This is a genomic window from Fodinibius sediminis, assembly GCF_900182555.1.
Classification (GTDB): Bacteria; Bacteroidota; Rhodothermia; order Balneolales; family Balneolaceae; genus Fodinibius; species Fodinibius sediminis.
Map to the genome: position 1 here is coordinate 61,486 of NZ_FXTH01000011.1, position 17,742 is coordinate 79,227.

Sequence of the window (17,742 nt, forward strand, 5' to 3'; positions counted from 1 at the left end):
CCTGACGTTATCTGAGATATAACAAACCTCCAGTGATCAACAGCGAAAATATAAGTAACCTACAGCAATGCAGCTAAAGAACTATCCGTCGTATCACATTACCTATTGCACCAATATCCATCCCGGTGAACAGTGGAATGATGTTTTCGAGCAGCTCAAAACTCATGTACCCGAGCTCAAGCGACGGCTGTCGCCGGACAGGGACTTTGGCATTGGACTTCGCCTGTCGGCCCGGGCCGCCCGGCAGTTGCAGGATGCTCACCTGGAAGAGTTTAAACAGTGGCTGAACCAGCGGCAGTGCTATGTGTTTACTATGAACGGCTTTCCATATGGTGATTTTCACCACCAGCGCGTCAAGGACCTCGTGTATGCACCCGACTGGCGAACCGAAGAACGCCTAAATTATACGATAAATTTGGCTCATATTCTGGCTGAGCTGCTACCTGAAGGAATGGACGGTGGCATTTCAACTTCTCCGGTATCCTACAAATACTGGCTGCAGCAGCCGTCGCTGAAGGAACAGGCCTGCCGGAAAGGAAGCAAAAATCTGGCCCGTGTGGCCTGGGCCCTGGCCAAAATCCGGGAGGAAAGCGGCAAAATTCTTCATGTTGATATCGAGCCCGAGCCCGATTGCCTGATAGAGAATACCCCGGAAACCATTGACTTTTTCAACCGCTGGCTGTTGCCAATAGGCAGTACGTTTTTGGAAAACAGCTGCGGAATCAGCCTGGAAGAAGCCGAAACCATTCTTAGAGACCACGTCAGGCTGTGCTATGATACCTGTCACTTTGCTCTGGAGTATGAAAATCCCCGGCAGGCCCTCAGGCAATTTGAAGAGGCTGGCATCAAGATAGGAAAGACACAGGTTAGCGCGGCCCTGAAGGCCGTATTGCCCGAGACGACGGTGGGGCGTCGCCAGATCAGGGATGAGCTGCGTAAGTTCGTGGAATCCACCTACCTGCACCAGGTGATAGAACGCCGGGAAGATGGCTCTTTCAGGCAGTACCGCGACCTTGATCAGGCACTGCCGCATATATTTGATGAACAGGCCCGGGAGTGGCGGATTCATTACCATGTTCCCATATTTGTGGATTCCTTTGAACAACTCAACGCCACCCAGCGGGATATCACGCAGAGCCTGGAGGTTTTAAAGGCTACCGGTCAGTGCCGGCATTTTGAAATTGAAACCTATACCTGGGAGATTCTCCCGGAAGAACTCAAAAAAGACTCACTGGAATCCATAGCCCGGGAGTTTGAGTGGGTTATTGCGGCATTCGGGGATCATTGAGATTGCTCTGCCCGAGGTTAATTTCCCGGGGTAAGCGCTGCTCTGTCCGGTGATTTTTCGTTTAACAGATAATACCATGGACCATAAAAGCAGATAGACATGAACAAGACGGCTGTATTGAATGTAGTGGGGCTTACGCCCGATCTGATTGGCGAACATACCCCCTTTTTGAAACAGTGGTTTGAGAAGGGGAAATCGGTTACCGTACGATCAATGCTGCCTGCCGTGACCTGCTCTGTACAGGCGACTTATTTGACGGGGACCATGCCTGGCGAACACGGCATCGTTGGAAACGGGTGGTACTTCAGGGATACCAGCGAAGTCCGATTCTGGATGCGTTCAGGAAAGCTGATTCAGCAGCCGGCGGTCTGGGACCTGGCCCGGCAGCGTAATCCGGACTTTACCTGTGCCAACCTCTTCTGGCGATATGCCACCTATTCGGGTGCCGATTATGTTGCTATTGAACGCCCGATGTACCGCAAGGACGGGGTGAAGGTGCCGGATGTCTATGCCCGGCCGATGACCATGAGAGACAAGCTGCAGGATAGGCTGGGACCGTTTCCCCTGTTCAATTTCTGGGGACCCAATACCACTATTGCCTCCAGCAAGTGGATTGCGGAGGCGGCGAAAATGGTTGCCGGGGAATATGACCCCACCCTCAGCCTTGTTTATCTGCCCCATCTGGATTACTGCCTGCAGCGGATAGGTCCGGATCTTTCCAAAATAAAAAAAGATCTCAGGGAAATTGACCAGGTTTGTGAAGATTTGATCACTTATTACGAAGAGCGGGATACCCAGGTCATGGTCCTTTCTGAATACGGCATTGCCTCGGTTAACCAGCCTGTTTCCCTGAACCGCGTATTGCGGGAAGAAGGATTCATCACCGTGCGCGAAGAGCTGGGGGGAGAAGTATTGGATGCCGGGGCCAGCCGTGCATTTGCCGTGGCAGATCACCAGGTTGCGCATATCTACATTGAAGATCCCACAGACATTGAGCCGGTGAAAAGGATGCTGGAAGAAGTACCCGGTGTGGAAACCATTTTAGGCAAAAAGGAAAAAAATAAATACCATCTTGACCATCAGCGGTCGGGTGAGCTGATAGCTGTTGCAGAGCCGGAAGCCTGGTTTACCTATTACTATTGGCTGGATGATGCCAAGGCACCCGATTTTGCACCTACCGTTGATATTCATGCCAAGCCCGGCTATGATCCCGCAGAGATGCTTCTGGACCCGGGCATCCCCTTTCCCAAACTTAAAGCCGGGTTAAGGCTGCTACAAAAAAAATTAGGCTTCCGGTATATCATGGATCTGATTCCCACCAATGGAGAGGGCGTGAAAGGATCGCACGGGCGGATCTCATCCAAGCCGGAGACAAGTCCGCTGCTGGCCTCCAGGCAGCAAGAACATATTCCCGAATATTATCTTCAGCCCACTGATATTCAGCAGGTGATTCTGCGCCATCTTTTTGGGGATGAACCGGCATAGGTACAGAAGTCGCTTTTTGCGGTATTGATTTTGCAACAATTACCAGCATTGCTAACATCTGATAGCAACAGGTCGCAATCCCGCCTTCCGGTCTGCTCTCAACAGGCTATTCTGTCCAAACTGCTTCTGCTTTGGCCAATAATGGGCCCCTTTCTCTTCACTATCAGGGCCTCAGCCCGGCTATTGAGTATTTTTTTAAAAATTTATTGGTTAGATTAAAAAAATTGCAGAAAATCCGGGACATTATCTGAGGGGATGTTTCTGTATAGTTAAGGGATAGCTATAAGGGAATCTAAGGGAAGGGTGGATAATGTATAATCAATCAGAAGGATGTGGTGAGTGGGAGCTGTGGGACAAAGAAGAACTGTGGGCGGCTTTCAGTGAGAGTAACAGAGAAGCGTTTTCAATATTATTCCTGCGCTGCTATGAGCAGTTATTTCGCTATGGCATGCACTTTGCGTCCAGTGAAGAAACGGTAAAAGATGGCATACAGAAGCTTTTTTTCCGGCTCTGGAAAAAAAGAAAAACATTAAGTCGTCCCCGGTCCGTGGATGGTTATTTGTATGTTTCTCTTCGGCGCATCCTCCTCCGGGACAAAAAGCGGAAGCAGGCCAGAAGAGAGCGGAATATGGCTTTTATAGAAGAAGAACTTGAGCATATCTTTTCCGTTGAAGAACTCATTATTTTCAAGGAAGAGCGGAAGAAACGACAGGAATTATTTCAGAATGCCCTTCAGCAGCTGAGCCCGAGGCAAAAGGAAGCACTCCTGCTGCGGGTCGACAGTGGGATGAGCAACGGAGAGATAGCCTTGATAATGGACCTCTCCGACAAACGAATCCGAAATCTTATTTATGAAGCTACCAAGCGGTTAAAAAACGAGATCCGTGCCCTCATAAAGGATATTGACGGGCCGTAGCTTTTTATTGCAGCAGATAGGCCCTCTGAGATTCTTCTTTTCCGCCGCTGTGAGGGCGAATGATCTAATCTTGTCCTTGCTGTTCCTCAAGAGGGACCGAAGCCGGGAAAGTGGCCAGCTGCTGTTTTATTTCGACCGATGTTCTGCCTACGGTACTGCGCCTGACCTATACACGGGTAAACATCACCTTCCCATGAGCATTTTCTGTTTTAAGGGTGGACGATCAATCATCATCAGCGTCAAGGGGGATTGTCAGCACCACCGGGTGAGTGCAGCCCGCAGAGAGGGCATGGTTTTGGAGCACGGATTTTTGTTTTGCATCCACAAAGGCAGCTGAAGCATGATGGTGGGATGACTATTCCGGGACAATGGGAACAGGAGCGTCTCTATATAAATGATAGTCCTATATGGTCCATATATAGGTTGACTATCATTCCTACGAACTCACCATAGGGTTGCTGTTCAGGCGTCATATACGTTTGTACAGTCTTCGTAACCCTTATAGCAGGTCAGGGGAGATTGAGTTCTTCCCTGACTTTAAAATTTAGGAGAATTTTGTACGGGACATCTGCTATCGCGCTGTTTCTACATAAGTGAAATGGAAAAAACAATTAGAAGTGAGAATGGGTAACAGGTTGGAATATTTATTAGCGGACCGTTCCTTTGTTTTATGGTTGCGAGACGAGTGCTCGGTAGAGGAACAGAAGCAGTGGGACCGGTGGCTACGCGAATCACCTGAGCATCAGATGTTCGTTCGGGAAGCCAAAGAGATTGTGATGGCCGTAGATGACGAATATGATATTCCGGATCCCAGAAAAGAGCTGGAAAGAATGGATCGGGTTATTGATGAGCATGAGAGCCGGCAACAATGGGAAAAAGTGATTTTTACTTTTGGTCGTGATAACCAACCCTATCGTGTCATAAGTCGATGGTCCGCAGCGGCGGCTATTATGATAGCTGTTATACTGGGGGGGCTGATAGGGTACTATACCAATAAAACAGATGGGTTGACGGAACCTGAAATCGTAGAAATCCCGAAGATAGAAGAATATCACACCGATTACGGCGAGAAGCTCACCTTTAAATTAAGTGATGGATCCCGGATTACCCTCAACGGGAATTCGTCGCTCACCTTTTCATCCACTGTTGAAAAGGGGCTCAACACCGAAGTTCGGTTGGAGGGTGAAGCCTATTTTAATATTGCCCATCTGGAAGATGAAGACCAGCGGACGTTCACCGTTCAAACCGGTGACGGGTCGATCCAGGTACTGGGGACACGCTTTGTGGTAAACACTTTCCGGGATGAAACAAAAGCCGTTTTGGAAGAGGGGAAGATAGCTATAAATACGGGTTCAACCACAGACTATGAACTAACGCCCGGCCAACTGGCTCGGTTTAAGTCCCACGATAATAAGATTACCGTTAAAGAAGTAGATACGCAGCTTTACACCTCATGGACCGAGAATAAACTCATTTTTGAACACGCACCCATGACAGCGGTATCCGAACGCATCGAAGATATTTTTGGGGTGGAAGTGGTGTTGGGGAAATATTTGAAGCATGAAACACTTTCAGGGTCTATCAAAAGCACTAGTCTACAGGTATTAAAAGAAGCACTGGAAGAAGTATTGAAAACAGATATTAGTCAGCACGAGAACCAGCTGTTGATCGGAATGAAATAATCAGAATGGTGTAACTAAATCAAACGGGAAGCTACAATTCAATAAAACGGGATAGATATGAAAAAGCTACGATGGATTATGATGGGACTTATAGTGCTATTTGTTATGCGGGGGGCCTTGGCACAGGGCTCATCTTCCTCAGATGATGAGAAAATAATGCTCACCAGCAGCGATATTAATGGTATAGAACAGGACAAGAAAGGTAAGGTTTTATTATCTGATTTTCTTTTAACCTTGGAAAATCATTTTGATGTGACTTTTCTGTATAAAGATCAGGTGATGATGGACAAGTATGTACAAAAAGATTTCATCAGGATCGACGAAAAAACCGGTCAGGAACTCTCTGAAATTTTAAAACAGCTTGGTATTACTTTTCAGCGCATTGACAAGCAGACCTATGTCCTGTTAGCTAAGACAAAGCCCGAGCAGCCTGAAAAAAATCAGGAAGATATAGGGGGTACGGTTACCGACGCCCAGTCTGGTGAAACCCTGCCAGGCGTGAATATTTTGGTCAAAGGAACTTCAACAGGTGCATCTACAGATGCAAATGGGGAGTTTGAACTAACAGTACCTTCTTTACAGGATACATTAATAGTCACTTACATAGGGTACCAGAAACAGGAAGTTCCCATTAATGGACAAGATGAGCTTGATATTCAATTATCTCCGCAAGCTATTATGGGAGAGGAGATGGTTATAGTAGGTTATGGTGAGGCAAGAGCTGAAAATATTACGGGATCTATTGAAACATTGGACGTTGAACAAATAGATTCAAGGCCAGCAACGAATGTATCTTCATTATTGCAAGGTCAAATTCCTGGTGTAAATGTTACTCAAGCTACCGGTCTCCCAGGGCAGGAAGAGGCAAGTATTTTAATTAGGGGTTTGGGGACTATGAATGATTCACAGCCTATGGTTGTAGTTGATGGAATTGAATCAAGCATTGACAATGTCAATCCCAATGATATTGCAAGTATTAGCGTATTAAAAGATGCTGCCTCAGCAGCTATTTATGGGACTCGGGCAGCTAATGGCGTAATTCTCATTACAACAAAGCGAGGCAGAGAAGGTTCACCACAGATATCTTATAAAACATATGGAGGTTGGCAACAACCAACTGGAACTCCTGATTTCCTGGAATCTGCCGATTATGCGAGATTGTTAAATGAAGCAAATGAGAATGAAGGAATAAGTCCAAGGTATACCGAAGAGGAAATCAGACTTTTTGAAACTGGTGAAGAACCTTTTAATTACCCAAATGTAGATTGGTATAATTCACTCTTAAAAAGTTCAGCGTTCACCCAAGATCATAATTTGAGAGTTTCTGGCGGTAATAAAGCTTCAACATACAGTATTTCGTTGGGTTACAATGATCAAAACGGGCTCTTAGCTAATACAAAAAATGAGCGCTATAACATGCGGGCTAATTTGGACAGCCAAGTAAATGATTGGCTTGACGTCGGATTAAATTTGTCATTTGCAGAAAATCACAACACTATGCCTACAGCTCCATACGCGGGTGGTGGTATAGGAACCTTTTTTGCTCAAATGGCCAGGATACCTCCTACGACATTAGACAAATTTGAAGATGGTACATGGGCCCGACATATTGATGGGAATCCAAAGGCGTGGTTAAAAGAAGGGGGGACAGATTCTAGAAAAACGGAAGAAATATTGGGAACCTTTTTTCTAGAAGCTGATTTATCGAAGTCTATTTCTTTTGAAGGCAGTTTGGCCATTGATTATAGTACTTTTGACAGAAAAAGACAGATATATGACTTTGAATACGGAGATGGAACTTATCAGGGACCAAATTCTCTTGAAGAATTTTTGAATAGAGATCGTGATTATGATTCACAAGCTATAATTAACTTTAATACCGGGTTTAATTCTCACAGCATTAGCGGCCTTTTAGGTACTTCTTATAGAAACGAAACCACTAAATATACTAGTGCATACCGAAGAAATTTACCTTCTAATCGTTTATCAGCACTCAACGCCGGATCAACTGAGGGCATGTCAAATAATGGATATGACTCAGAAACTAAATTAAGTTCATTCTTTGGAAGAGTAAATTATGATTTTGACAGCAAATATTTTATTGAATCTAATTTACGTATAGATGGTTCTTCAAAATTTGCTCCTGACAACCGTTGGGGAATATTTCCTTCTGTTTCTGCTGGATGGTTAATCAATAAGGAGAATTTTATGCAAGATATAGAATGGATTAACTTTCTCAGGTTGAGGGCCTCTTGGGGTAGACTCGGAAATCACAGAATATCCAATTATCAATACTTGCCTCTTATCTCTTTAGGTCAAAACTATCCTTTTGGAGGGGCTATACAAAGCGGTGCAGCACAACTTATTGCTGATAATCCAGATATTTCGTGGGAAGTTACTACCGAAACGAACTTAGGAGTAGATATGGAGTTTTTCCAAAGTCAACTTGCCGTAAGTCTCAATTATTATGACAGATTTACGGATGATATACTCACAAATGTTCCGGTGTCAGAAGTTTTTGGATTACCAGCACCTATTGTAAATGCTGGAGCAATGAGCAATAAAGGAATAGAAATAGAATTGGAGCATTTCTCTTCAGTGGATGACTTTCAATATGATATATCTTTTAATACATCTTTTAATCGGAATGTAGTAGAAAACTATGATAATCCTTCCGTTGGGGACACTTTCATTAGAGTGGAAGGAGAACCGTGGAATTCCTTCTATGGTTATGAATGGATTGGCTATTTTATGAGTGATGAAGAAGCAGAAAATAGTCCGGTTCATCATCCAAATGTAGGAGCAGGGGATTTGAAGTTTAAAGACCAAAATGGTGATGGAGAAATCAATGCGGATGATCGTGTCGTATTAGGGAATACAATTCCTGAAATAACTTTTGGATTAAATTTGGGGCTTAATTATAAAAGTGTTGACTTTTCAGCCTTTTTCCAAGGTGCCGACAGGGTTAATAAAAGGCTTGGCCAAGGATGGGGAGGACAATGGCCTTTCCAAAATGCAGGGAAAGCCCAATCGATGCATTTGGATCGTATGATTGTTGAAGATGGACAGGTTGTCGAGGAGGGATATTTTCCAAGAACACTTGTAGATAACCATCACAATGAAGATCCATTAAGCTCCTTTCAAGTACATGATGCTGCTTATGTAAGACTGAAAAATTTGCAACTTGGATATACGCTACCGGTTTCATGGACGGAAGGAATAAATATCTCAAACGTAAGATTCTATTTTAGTGGTCAAAATCTTTTGACTTTTACAAGAGACTTTCCAGGAAATTTCGATCCAGAAGCTGCTGACGGTCGGAGCGCATATTATCCACAGGTAGAAATTTATACTTTTGGAATGGAAATCGACTTTTAAAGAAATATTCTAATAACATAACTACTACACATTATGAAAAACTCAATTTATTTATTGATAGCATTATTTTTGGCTCTAGGAGTAAATGGTTGTACTGATGTGTTGGATGTAACTCCCAGCGATGAATTGTCAGATCCAGTATTCTGGAAAACACAAGAAGATGTAGAACTAGCACTTACAGGCGCCTATCATGGCTGGGAATCAGGTGTAAATATCTTATTTCTTGATGCGATGAGTGATAATGGTTATGAACAATTTGGCTATGGATTTAGGCAAAAAATAAATGGTCAAGTTAGCGCATCTAATTGGAGATCAAGTAGTTGGACAGCGCCCGCTAGTGGTAATGTAGCTAATTGGTTCACTTATGAACGTATTAGAAAATACAATAACTTTCTTACTAAAATTGAAGATGTGGAATTAGATGCTGCTGTTAAAGAGAGATATAAAGCGGAAGTTCGATTTTTGAGAGCTTATGACTATTTCAATAAGGTGATGTTTTTTGGGGATGTTCCTCTTGTACTTGAAATTCAGTCTTCAGATGTAACCATGTCAAGAACACCTTCTTCAGAAGTTAAGCAGTTCATTTTAAGTGAATTAGAAGATATAAGTAATATACTTCCAGTACAGAATAATATTGACTCTCAGGGGCACATTACTAGTGGCGCTGCTCTTGCTTTAAAGGCGAGGTTGGAGCTTTATATGGAGAATTATAGTGATGCCATGGCCTCAGCTAAAGCCGTAATAGATATGGGGGTATATGAGCTATTCCCGGATTACAGAGGACTGTTTTTAAGAGAAAATAACTCAATAAACAAAGAATCAATTTTAGAAATCCAATATGTCCAAGATGACTATTACAATATGTTACCACAACTTAACCTTCCTGCGAGTGAAGGTGGGTGGTCTGCAGTAAGTGTTTCCAAAACAATGGTTGATGCTTATGAAACTGCCAATGGATTACCTATTACAGAAGACCCTGAGTATGATCCTGATAATCCTTTTGAAAATCGGGATCCACGTTTAGAAATGACAGTAATTCATCCCGGTAGTTGGTGGAATGGGAGGTACTATAACTCCTTGGACCAAAACTATATGAATAGTGATGGGGAAATGGTTTCTAATCCTGATTACCGTCAAAATGCAGCCGCTTCACGTGGGGGGCAACAATTGAAAAAATATATGCAACCGGAAAGCATCGGAGATATGAATAATTATGACGCTAATATTATGGTTATAAGGTTAGCTGAAGTTTATTTAATCTTTGCAGAAGCCGCTCTTAAGACAGGTCAAGATATGGGTTTAGCTTTGGATTATGTAAATAAAATTAGGAGTAGAGCGGGTCACGTTGAAGCCACTGAACTGACCGAAGAGTTGATCCGCCGCGAACGGCGGGTTGAATTGGCTTTTGAAGGATTAAGATACTTTGATATTAAACGCTGGGATCTTGGACCAGAGGTTATTGATGGCCCCTATTATGGAAGTAGAGATGGTTCAGTGAATTCACAAACCGGTGAAGTTACCTGGGATGACGAATACATAATGTTAGAAGAACGAAATTTCATACCAGAAAGAAATTACCTGCTACCTATTCCCCAATCAGAAATGGATGCAAATCCAGAAATGACTCAAAATCCTGGCTATTAATCAAATGTGGTTATTAAACGAAATGCATGGGAAGCGAATTCTCCTATTAGGAACGGTTTTGGTTTTGGCGGCTTTGGGTTATATGGTGACTACGCAGTATTACCAAAGTACTCCAATTGCTGATAAATCGAACCCCGAAGAACTATTTGACAGAATCAATAACGATGATCCTGATGTTTATGAGCCAGCGGTACTTGAGTTGGCAGAACGGGGTTCAGAGGCGTTGATTGCAGTAATTCCACGACTCAAAGACGATAATCAGTTTGGCAAAGTGATTGCCGTTCTTGAACAACACGATATTTCTAAGCTTATTCCCATTGAAAAGCCGGTGGTCAAGGCAAATCAGGGTGGTGAAAAAAAAGTATTGATTGTCACTGGCCATGAATATCCGGGGCATCTCTGGCAGCGCACCGCTCCGGCGCTGGTCGATATATTGGCGGAAGATGCGCGGCTGGAGGTAAGTTATGTGGAAGATCCGCGTATTCTTGCTCAGCCTGAGCTAAACAACTATGATGTAATCTTTCTGAATTATCAGAATCACCAGGTGCCTGCTCCGCAGGGAGCACTGAATAATCTCAAACAGGTTATCAAAGGTGGCAAAGGGCTGGTGCTATTTCACTTTGCAAGTGGTGCCTTTATTGACTGGGAGACACGACAGTTGAATACCGAGTTTGCAGAAATCGCCGGCCGGGCATGGAATCCTGATCTTCCCGGTCATGATCCACGTGGCCCCTTCAAGGTGCGAATAACTGATACAGAGCATCCAATTACAAAGGGACTTTCGGATTTTGAAACCATAGATGAACTCTACACCTGCCTTGATGGTACTGTCCCAATTCAGGTGTTGGCTAAGGCAACTTCCATCATGGACAACGAAGACCATCCAATGGCTTTTGTGCATAAAGCGGGCAATGGCCGTGTTTTCCATTCTCCGCTTGGCCATGACTTGGAAGCATTGAACGACCCCGTTAAGGAACTATATCGGCGTGGCACTCAATGGGCGGCAAAATTGGAGGTAGATGATTAATGATGATAACCTGACAGCTATAACACAAGTGACATTTGGGAGAACAAGCCGTTCCCAACGCAACATAAGCTGACAACTCTAAATTAACAGGAAACAAGGAAATGGATAATTCAATATCAACAGAAAACAAGGGAATGAAAATAGGATTTCACACAGATGCCTTTAATACATCGTTTAAGAATTTTGAATTTGCTCTCCAATGGGCGAAAGAAAATAATGTCCATTATATTGAGCCTGGTGTTATTGATGGTGTAAGTTGGATTCATGGTCTTGGTTATCAACCACATATTGCACTCTACGAAGATCCACTATTGCTCAAAAATAAAATGAAGGAGGAATACGATGTCCAATTTTCCCAGATAGATGCGGCTTTTCCGCTCTCCGGGAAGGATGGCCCGCTCTATGGTATACCCTATGTTCTTAAATCAATCCCATGGGCTAAACATGCAGGTTGTCCATGTATTGCAGTAACCGACGGTTTACATAAACCGGAGAGCATGACGGATGAGGAAGCCATGGATATGATGAAACGGGGATTCGAACGGATTATCGAGGTGGCAGAAGCCTACGAGATACAGATCAATATTGAAGTCCACGGTTACTTTACAACCAATCCGGATATGCTGGAAAAGATGCTAAATTTCTGTGACAGTGAATACCTTGGACTTAATATGGATACCGGAAACTCATATATTGCCGGACGCGATCCAGTTGAATTTTTAAAAGAGTTTATCAACAAAGTAAACCATGTGCACATTAAGGATGTGTCAGAGGAGCTGGATAAAATGCTGCGAGGAAAGGACACCGGAATTGCTTTGAGCCATTGTGCAATTGGTGCTGGTGTCAACGCGGACAATATTAGGCGTATCTTGTCTTTGCTGCATGATTCAGGCTATACGGGTGTTTTGAGTATGGAGTGTGAGGGTAAGGGTGGCCCAATGATTGAGAGATCTCTGGAGTGGTTGCGTGCAACCATGGATGAATTGAGTATACCTGAGACTACATAATTGTGATTATGGTATTTAGAAAAAATCTTAGGCAAGTATGACAAAAAACAGCAGTCAACAACACTTGACCAATAATGGCGGTATAGTGATTAAATCCATCTAAGGTGTATTTAACAAAGTTTGCAGTATTTTGAAATCGCCAGTTAAGGGTAGTTGCAGAACCTTTAAAATAAAATATAATTCGCTCTATAATAAATATGAATAGATATGGAAAATGATAATAAAAAGAAAACTATAAATCATACAGGAATCTCCCGACGCGATTTTATAAAGAAAACAGGAAAAATGGCTGGCGGCGGGCTTTTTTTAGGATCGCTTCCGATACAGGCCTCGGCCTACGTCGGGGCAACCGCCACTATTAAGGTGGGTGTTATTGGTTGCGGTGGCCGTGGGACCGGGGCAGCTAATCAGGCCCTTATGGCTGACCCCGGGGTAAAAGTTGTTGCATTGGCTGATTTATTCAAAGACCGCATCGACAAAACCCATGAAACTCTTTCCGTGCGCCACAGTGACAAGCTGGATGTACCGGAAGAACGAAAGTTCGTAGGACTAGATGCATACAAAAAAGCCATAGAAGTTTCGGATGTAGTACTCATTGCTAATGCTGCAAAATTTCATCCACTGCACATGAAAACAGCTATTGAAGCGGGAAAACATGTTTTTGTAGAGAAACCTCATGCCATAGATCCTGCCGGTATCAAGGTGGTATCAGAGGCGCTAGAAATGGCCGAACAAAAAGGGCTTTGCCTAGTATCCGGTTTGCAAAACCGTTTTAATGCGGGCAGACGTGAAACTATCCGGAGGATTCAGGAAGGCCAGATAGGCGAAATTACAAGCATTGAGGAGAACTGGCTCAGAGGTCCCTATGGCAACACCAGCCGTCCGACGGGTATGACGGAAATGGAGATACAGTTTGGCAATCAATACCGGTTCTCTTGGCTGTCAGGTGATGATGTTACCCAGTCGCTGGTTCACAATCTGGATCGCGCCACTTGGGTAATGGGCGAAATAGCTCCAGAATATTGTACTGGAATGGGTGGTCGGTCAGGGGCACAAGACCTGTTGGGCAATGTGTTCGATCATAATTCAGTGGTTTATCACTACGGAAATGGAGTTCGTCTCTATGCCAATTGCCGAACCACACAGAGCTGTTATAACGAGCACTCCAGTATTGTTAAGGGTACCAAGGGTACAGCATATTTGTTGAACAACCGTATCACCGGGGAAAACCCGTGGGAATACGAGCAAGAAGTCTCAAATCCCTACCAAGAAGAACATAATCAGCTATTTAAGGCCATTCGTAACGATGAACCTATTATCAGCGACTACATGGCCCGCAGTACTCTGGTGGCCATTATGGGTCAGCTTTCATGCTACAGTGGAAAGAAAATTACCTGGGAAGAAGCGGTCAACTCCGATTATTTCTTAGCCCCAGCTGTGGAAGAGTGCCGGATGGACATGGAACCGCCGATCATCCCAGATGAAAACGGAGTCTATCCTGTATGTGCCCAACCCGGAATCACCAGCAATATCTGATGCTCACCGGTGGCTTATTGAAGGTTGCCCATTTGGGGTATAGGCTGATTGCCCTGATGGTTAGGGTCAACTGTACGTACATGCACTCGAGGGAATCGTTTGCTCGAAAAACTAAAGAATATATATTTAAATTTGTCATTCATGAAGAAGTCAAAAGAAAGTGGCGGGTATTAGTACAATGACGATAGAGAAGTATAGTATTTACATTTATTTCTTGTTGTAGTGCTATTAGCGTCCTTATTTGTTCCGAATTTTTTAACACCGTAAATGCAACTAGTCTGCTTCGACTTGCCTCTGTGCTGGGAGTAGTCGCCGTTGGTCAAACCATCATGATGGTCTCGGATGAGTTTGATTTATCAGTTATTTCTACGATGACATATGTTGCCCAATTTATCGGGTTTGCTCGTTGATGGTCACAATCAACAAATAAATGAGTTTAGTCAATCAAATTATGTTTACATCCCGACTGCTTCTAACTTTTTATTTTTTGATTACAATTTTGTTTTATTCTTGTGCACACACAAATAATGAATCAAACATGCAAGCCGGGGTTTATGAAGAACACCACATACTATTTATAGCTGGCAAAGCTTCACATGGATTTGGCGAACACGAACACTTAGCCGGTAGTAAGCTTTTGGCCGCAACTATCGAAGAAGGAAATATTGGAATCAGAACTACGGTAATTAGCAATTGGCCTGAAGACGATTCTATTTTTGATAATGTGGACTCCGTGGTAATCTACTCAGACGGTGGTCCCGGCCACCCAATCATGGATCATTTAGAAAGTTTCGAGGAGGTAATGGACCGCGGAGTAGGATTTGTAACGTTGCATTACGCGGTTGTGGTACCACCGGGAGAGGCGGGTGATCTTTTCCTGGAATGGCAGGGCGGTTATTTTGAAACCCATTGGTCGGTAAATCCTTTCTGGACTACAAAGATTACCGGTTATCCAGATCATCCGATCAGTAATGGTGTCGGGGAAATTTCTATCCGGGATGAATGGTATTTTCATATGAGATTTTCGGAAAATGACGGAGAACTCACACCCATCCTTACGGATCTTCCGCCGGAAGAAACTCTTACCACACGTGATGACGGTCCTTACTCCAATAATCCGTATGTTCGGGAAGCCGTTCTGGAAAATAAAGAAGAACAGCACATGGCATGGGCTTATGAAAGGTCAAACGGGGGGCGATCTTTCGGTTTTACTGGCGGCCACTATCACTGGAACTGGGGAGTCGAAAATTTCAGAAGGGTAGTTGTCAATGCCATCGTCTGGTCAGCCGGTGTTGAAGTTCCACCAGAAGGCTTGCAATTTTCACCAATCGATGTACTCGAACTCGCTGAATTCATAGATGATCCGAATCCCGAAGATTGGAATCCTCAACCTATACAGGATATGTTGGATGAAGCTAACCAATATTAATGAGTTGGATACATTTATACTTACGTTATTTACACTAAAAAAATGTGTAAAAAATTTATGAGTACAACGGGGTACAATAATTTTAAAACCAAGTTCTCAGAAATGGACATGATTAATAGCAGTGCAGGACACTCCACTGTCATGATGGGGGGAGGGTGAGATGCCAAGCAAACTTTTTGATAGTATAAGTAACAAAGAAAAGGCCGTTCGCAACGGACGTATTAAACAGCTTATCGTATCGTGGCCATATATGGTTTTCGGTGAGGAATGGACGCTTGATGAACTTTGCCAGGTAGCGGTCAATTTCGGGGTGGAAGGCATTGATCTACTCGGGCCTGATCAATGGCCTGTGATAAAGCGATACGGACTAACCTGCGGGATGTCGGTGAACGGAATGCCCGATCCGCCTTTCGAGAAAGGACTGAACAACCCGCGTTATCGCGATGAAGTTATTGCACGAACCAAGCGTCGAATTGAAGAGTGTGCAGACGCCAATATACCTAATGTGATCGCTTTCACAGGCTTTGAATATCGTGATTTGGACAATCCGGATGCAGGTGTTATTTCATTGGAAGAAGGTGCAAAAAATACTGTTGCAGGTTTGAAAGAATTGGCTCTTCATGCTGAACGCCATGGTGTAACAGTATGTCTGGAACATCTCAATTCAAGATTTAAAGATGATGATTTCAAGGGGCATCCAGGCTACCAGGGTGATGATATTGATTATTGCGCTGACATTATTCGGAAAGTGGACTCTTCTCATGTAAAAATACTTTTTGATATTTATCATGTTCAAATCATGAACGGAAATATTATCGCAAGGATTAAAGAGTACGGTACCGATCTAATCGGCCATATCCACACGGCCGGTGTTCCTAACCGCAGTGAATTGGATAACAAACAGGAACTTTTCTATCCACCCATCATGGAAGCTCTGCTTGAAATTGGATATGAAGGCTATGTAGGACAGGAATTTATTCCTACTCGTGCTCCAATGGACGGACTAAGACAAGCGATAGAAACATGCAATGTATAGAATTTAAAGAAAAGTATTACTATTAAATGTATTTTGTGGATGAAATTAAGCAACCATGACATGTTAAATTATTAACTCAGTTTTCACTGAGTTTTATGGCCAATTATCAGACCGAACAATTAATCATAGTAATTACTTACCCAGCAACCATGGTCTGTTTACCAAAAACACTGGAATTGCGGGGGAATATATGACTCTGTCCCGAAGTGAAAATCGCAGTATTTATACATGATGCAGAACAAGACTTTTATTTGGTGTCACTTTGCTTTGGTGAAGAACTCAACCGGGAAATGTGGATACAGTCAAATCGCCATGGGCATCCCAGCATTTTGGTCATAGATATCTGTTTGGAAATGTGGGGATTGATTTACTAAAGGCAACAAAAAATTAGAGTTAAACAGCTGAACTGTTTGGCTATGGATTGAATGTGATTCACCGAATGATTCATTCAAGTACCAAGTGGGGATTTACCCGAAGAACTGCAGCCAGTGAAACGTTTGAATATATAAGTATAGATGATGAGGCCTTCAAGAAAGGCTTTCAATACATCTGTGCCATGTGCAATTTTAAAGTAGGTACATATTGAGCCCCTCCCCATAATTCACCCACTCATAAGTAGAGAATCGGGCGTTATGTGATGTTTCTGAATGTACTCATTCGGCGTTAAATCTCCTAGTGGGCTGTGAGGCCGAAAGGAGTTATATTCGCTTCTCCAAGCCTCAATTTTTTGGCGGGCATCATCCAGGGATAAAAACCACGGAAGCTCCCATTGATAGACTCAATATAAGGGTTGTCGGAAATACGACTATTTTAGCAAGCTCCAAACTGAAGGAAAATACCAGAATGGATTTACGTATTTAAACTTTGATTACCGAATTGGATCTATGATTTATACCAGTAATTGGATCGAGCGACTGAACCGGAGTTTTCGCCGGGTCCTAAAGATGAGATTAAGCATGCCCGACGAGAAGTCCATGCTGGTGTTGCTGGGGAATGTGACCCGGAACCAGCGAGCCTACGGGCGGAGGCTTACGCATATGGATAAGAAACAAATCCTGTTCCCTCAACAAAATAATTCCCCGAAAGAGTTCTGAAAAGTTATTATCCTGCTATCCTATACAAGGAAACGGGCAGCCACACTCTGTGGGGAAGTACCAGGAGGTCATTGATTTCGCAGTAGAAAACAATGACATTAGTACGCTTACATGAAGTGTTTTAAACGATATGAGGGATATGGAAAATGGATTGAAGCCGTCGACTAATTGCTATATATACATTGAACAGATATTGATAATAAAGGAATAAAGGCCATTC

Annotated in this window: 11 protein-coding genes and 2 pseudogenes; 12 read left to right on the forward strand and 1 reads right to left on the reverse strand. The window is 43.4% G+C overall.

Features of this window, described 5'->3' with window-relative positions:
• Positions 1-67 precede the first annotated feature (67 nt).
• From eboE to FN808_RS12675, 11 genes are all read left to right on the forward strand, one after another.
• Complete coding sequence (eboE, locus tag FN808_RS12625; RefSeq protein WP_142714966.1) at positions 68-1,288, forward strand: metabolite traffic protein EboE; 1,221 nt, start codon at positions 68-70, stop codon at positions 1,286-1,288.
• Between the two features lie 99 nt (positions 1,289-1,387).
• Complete coding sequence (locus tag FN808_RS12630; protein ID WP_142714967.1) at positions 1,388-2,773, forward strand: alkaline phosphatase family protein; 1,386 nt, start codon at positions 1,388-1,390, stop codon at positions 2,771-2,773.
• 310 nt (positions 2,774-3,083) lie between these two features.
• Positions 3,084-3,689, forward strand: a complete 606-nt coding sequence (locus FN808_RS12635; RefSeq protein ID WP_142714968.1) for an RNA polymerase sigma factor — start codon at positions 3,084-3,086, stop codon at positions 3,687-3,689.
• Between the two features lie 635 nt (positions 3,690-4,324).
• Complete coding sequence (locus tag FN808_RS12640; protein WP_185958389.1) at positions 4,325-5,371, forward strand: FecR family protein; 1,047 nt, start codon at positions 4,325-4,327, stop codon at positions 5,369-5,371.
• A 57-nt stretch (positions 5,372-5,428) separates the two neighbouring features.
• Positions 5,429-8,749 (forward strand): SusC/RagA family TonB-linked outer membrane protein, encoded by a 3,321-nt coding sequence (locus tag FN808_RS12645; RefSeq protein ID WP_142714970.1) that lies wholly within the window; start codon positions 5,429-5,431, stop codon positions 8,747-8,749.
• Between the two features lie 33 nt (positions 8,750-8,782).
• Positions 8,783-10,393 carry a RagB/SusD family nutrient uptake outer membrane protein gene (locus FN808_RS12650; protein ID WP_142714971.1) on the forward strand — a complete coding sequence of 537 codons (1,611 nt, stop codon included), beginning with the start codon at positions 8,783-8,785 and terminating at the stop codon, positions 10,391-10,393.
• Between the two features lie 4 nt (positions 10,394-10,397).
• Complete coding sequence (locus tag FN808_RS12655) at positions 10,398-11,420, forward strand: ThuA domain-containing protein (RefSeq protein ID WP_142714972.1); 1,023 nt, start codon at positions 10,398-10,400, stop codon at positions 11,418-11,420.
• Between the two features lie 101 nt (positions 11,421-11,521).
• Positions 11,522-12,427: a sugar phosphate isomerase/epimerase family protein gene (locus FN808_RS12660; RefSeq protein ID WP_142714973.1), complete on the forward strand. Its 906-nt coding sequence runs from the start codon at positions 11,522-11,524 to the stop codon at positions 12,425-12,427.
• A 207-nt stretch (positions 12,428-12,634) separates the two neighbouring features.
• Positions 12,635-13,963 carry a Gfo/Idh/MocA family oxidoreductase gene (locus FN808_RS12665; protein ID WP_142714974.1) on the forward strand — a complete coding sequence of 443 codons (1,329 nt, stop codon included), beginning with the start codon at positions 12,635-12,637 and terminating at the stop codon, positions 13,961-13,963.
• Between the two features lie 430 nt (positions 13,964-14,393).
• A complete protein-coding gene (locus FN808_RS12670) occupies positions 14,394-15,392 on the forward strand; it encodes a ThuA domain-containing protein (protein ID WP_142714975.1) in 999 nt (332 codons plus the stop codon).
• A 160-nt stretch (positions 15,393-15,552) separates the two neighbouring features.
• Positions 15,553-16,428 (forward strand): sugar phosphate isomerase/epimerase family protein, encoded by an 876-nt coding sequence (locus FN808_RS12675; protein ID WP_142714976.1) that lies wholly within the window; start codon positions 15,553-15,555, stop codon positions 16,426-16,428.
• Between the two features lie 601 nt (positions 16,429-17,029).
• Here the strand turns inward: FN808_RS12675 and FN808_RS12680 are convergent.
• Positions 17,030-17,226: pseudogene (locus FN808_RS12680) on the reverse strand (integrase core domain-containing protein); the annotation flags it as partial.
• 47 nt (positions 17,227-17,273) lie between these two features.
• On the opposite strand from FN808_RS12680, the pseudogene FN808_RS12685 reads away from it, so the two are divergent.
• Positions 17,274-17,522 (forward strand): annotated as a pseudogene (locus FN808_RS12685) (transposase); the annotation flags it as partial.
• Positions 17,523-17,742: the final 220 nt, after the last annotated feature.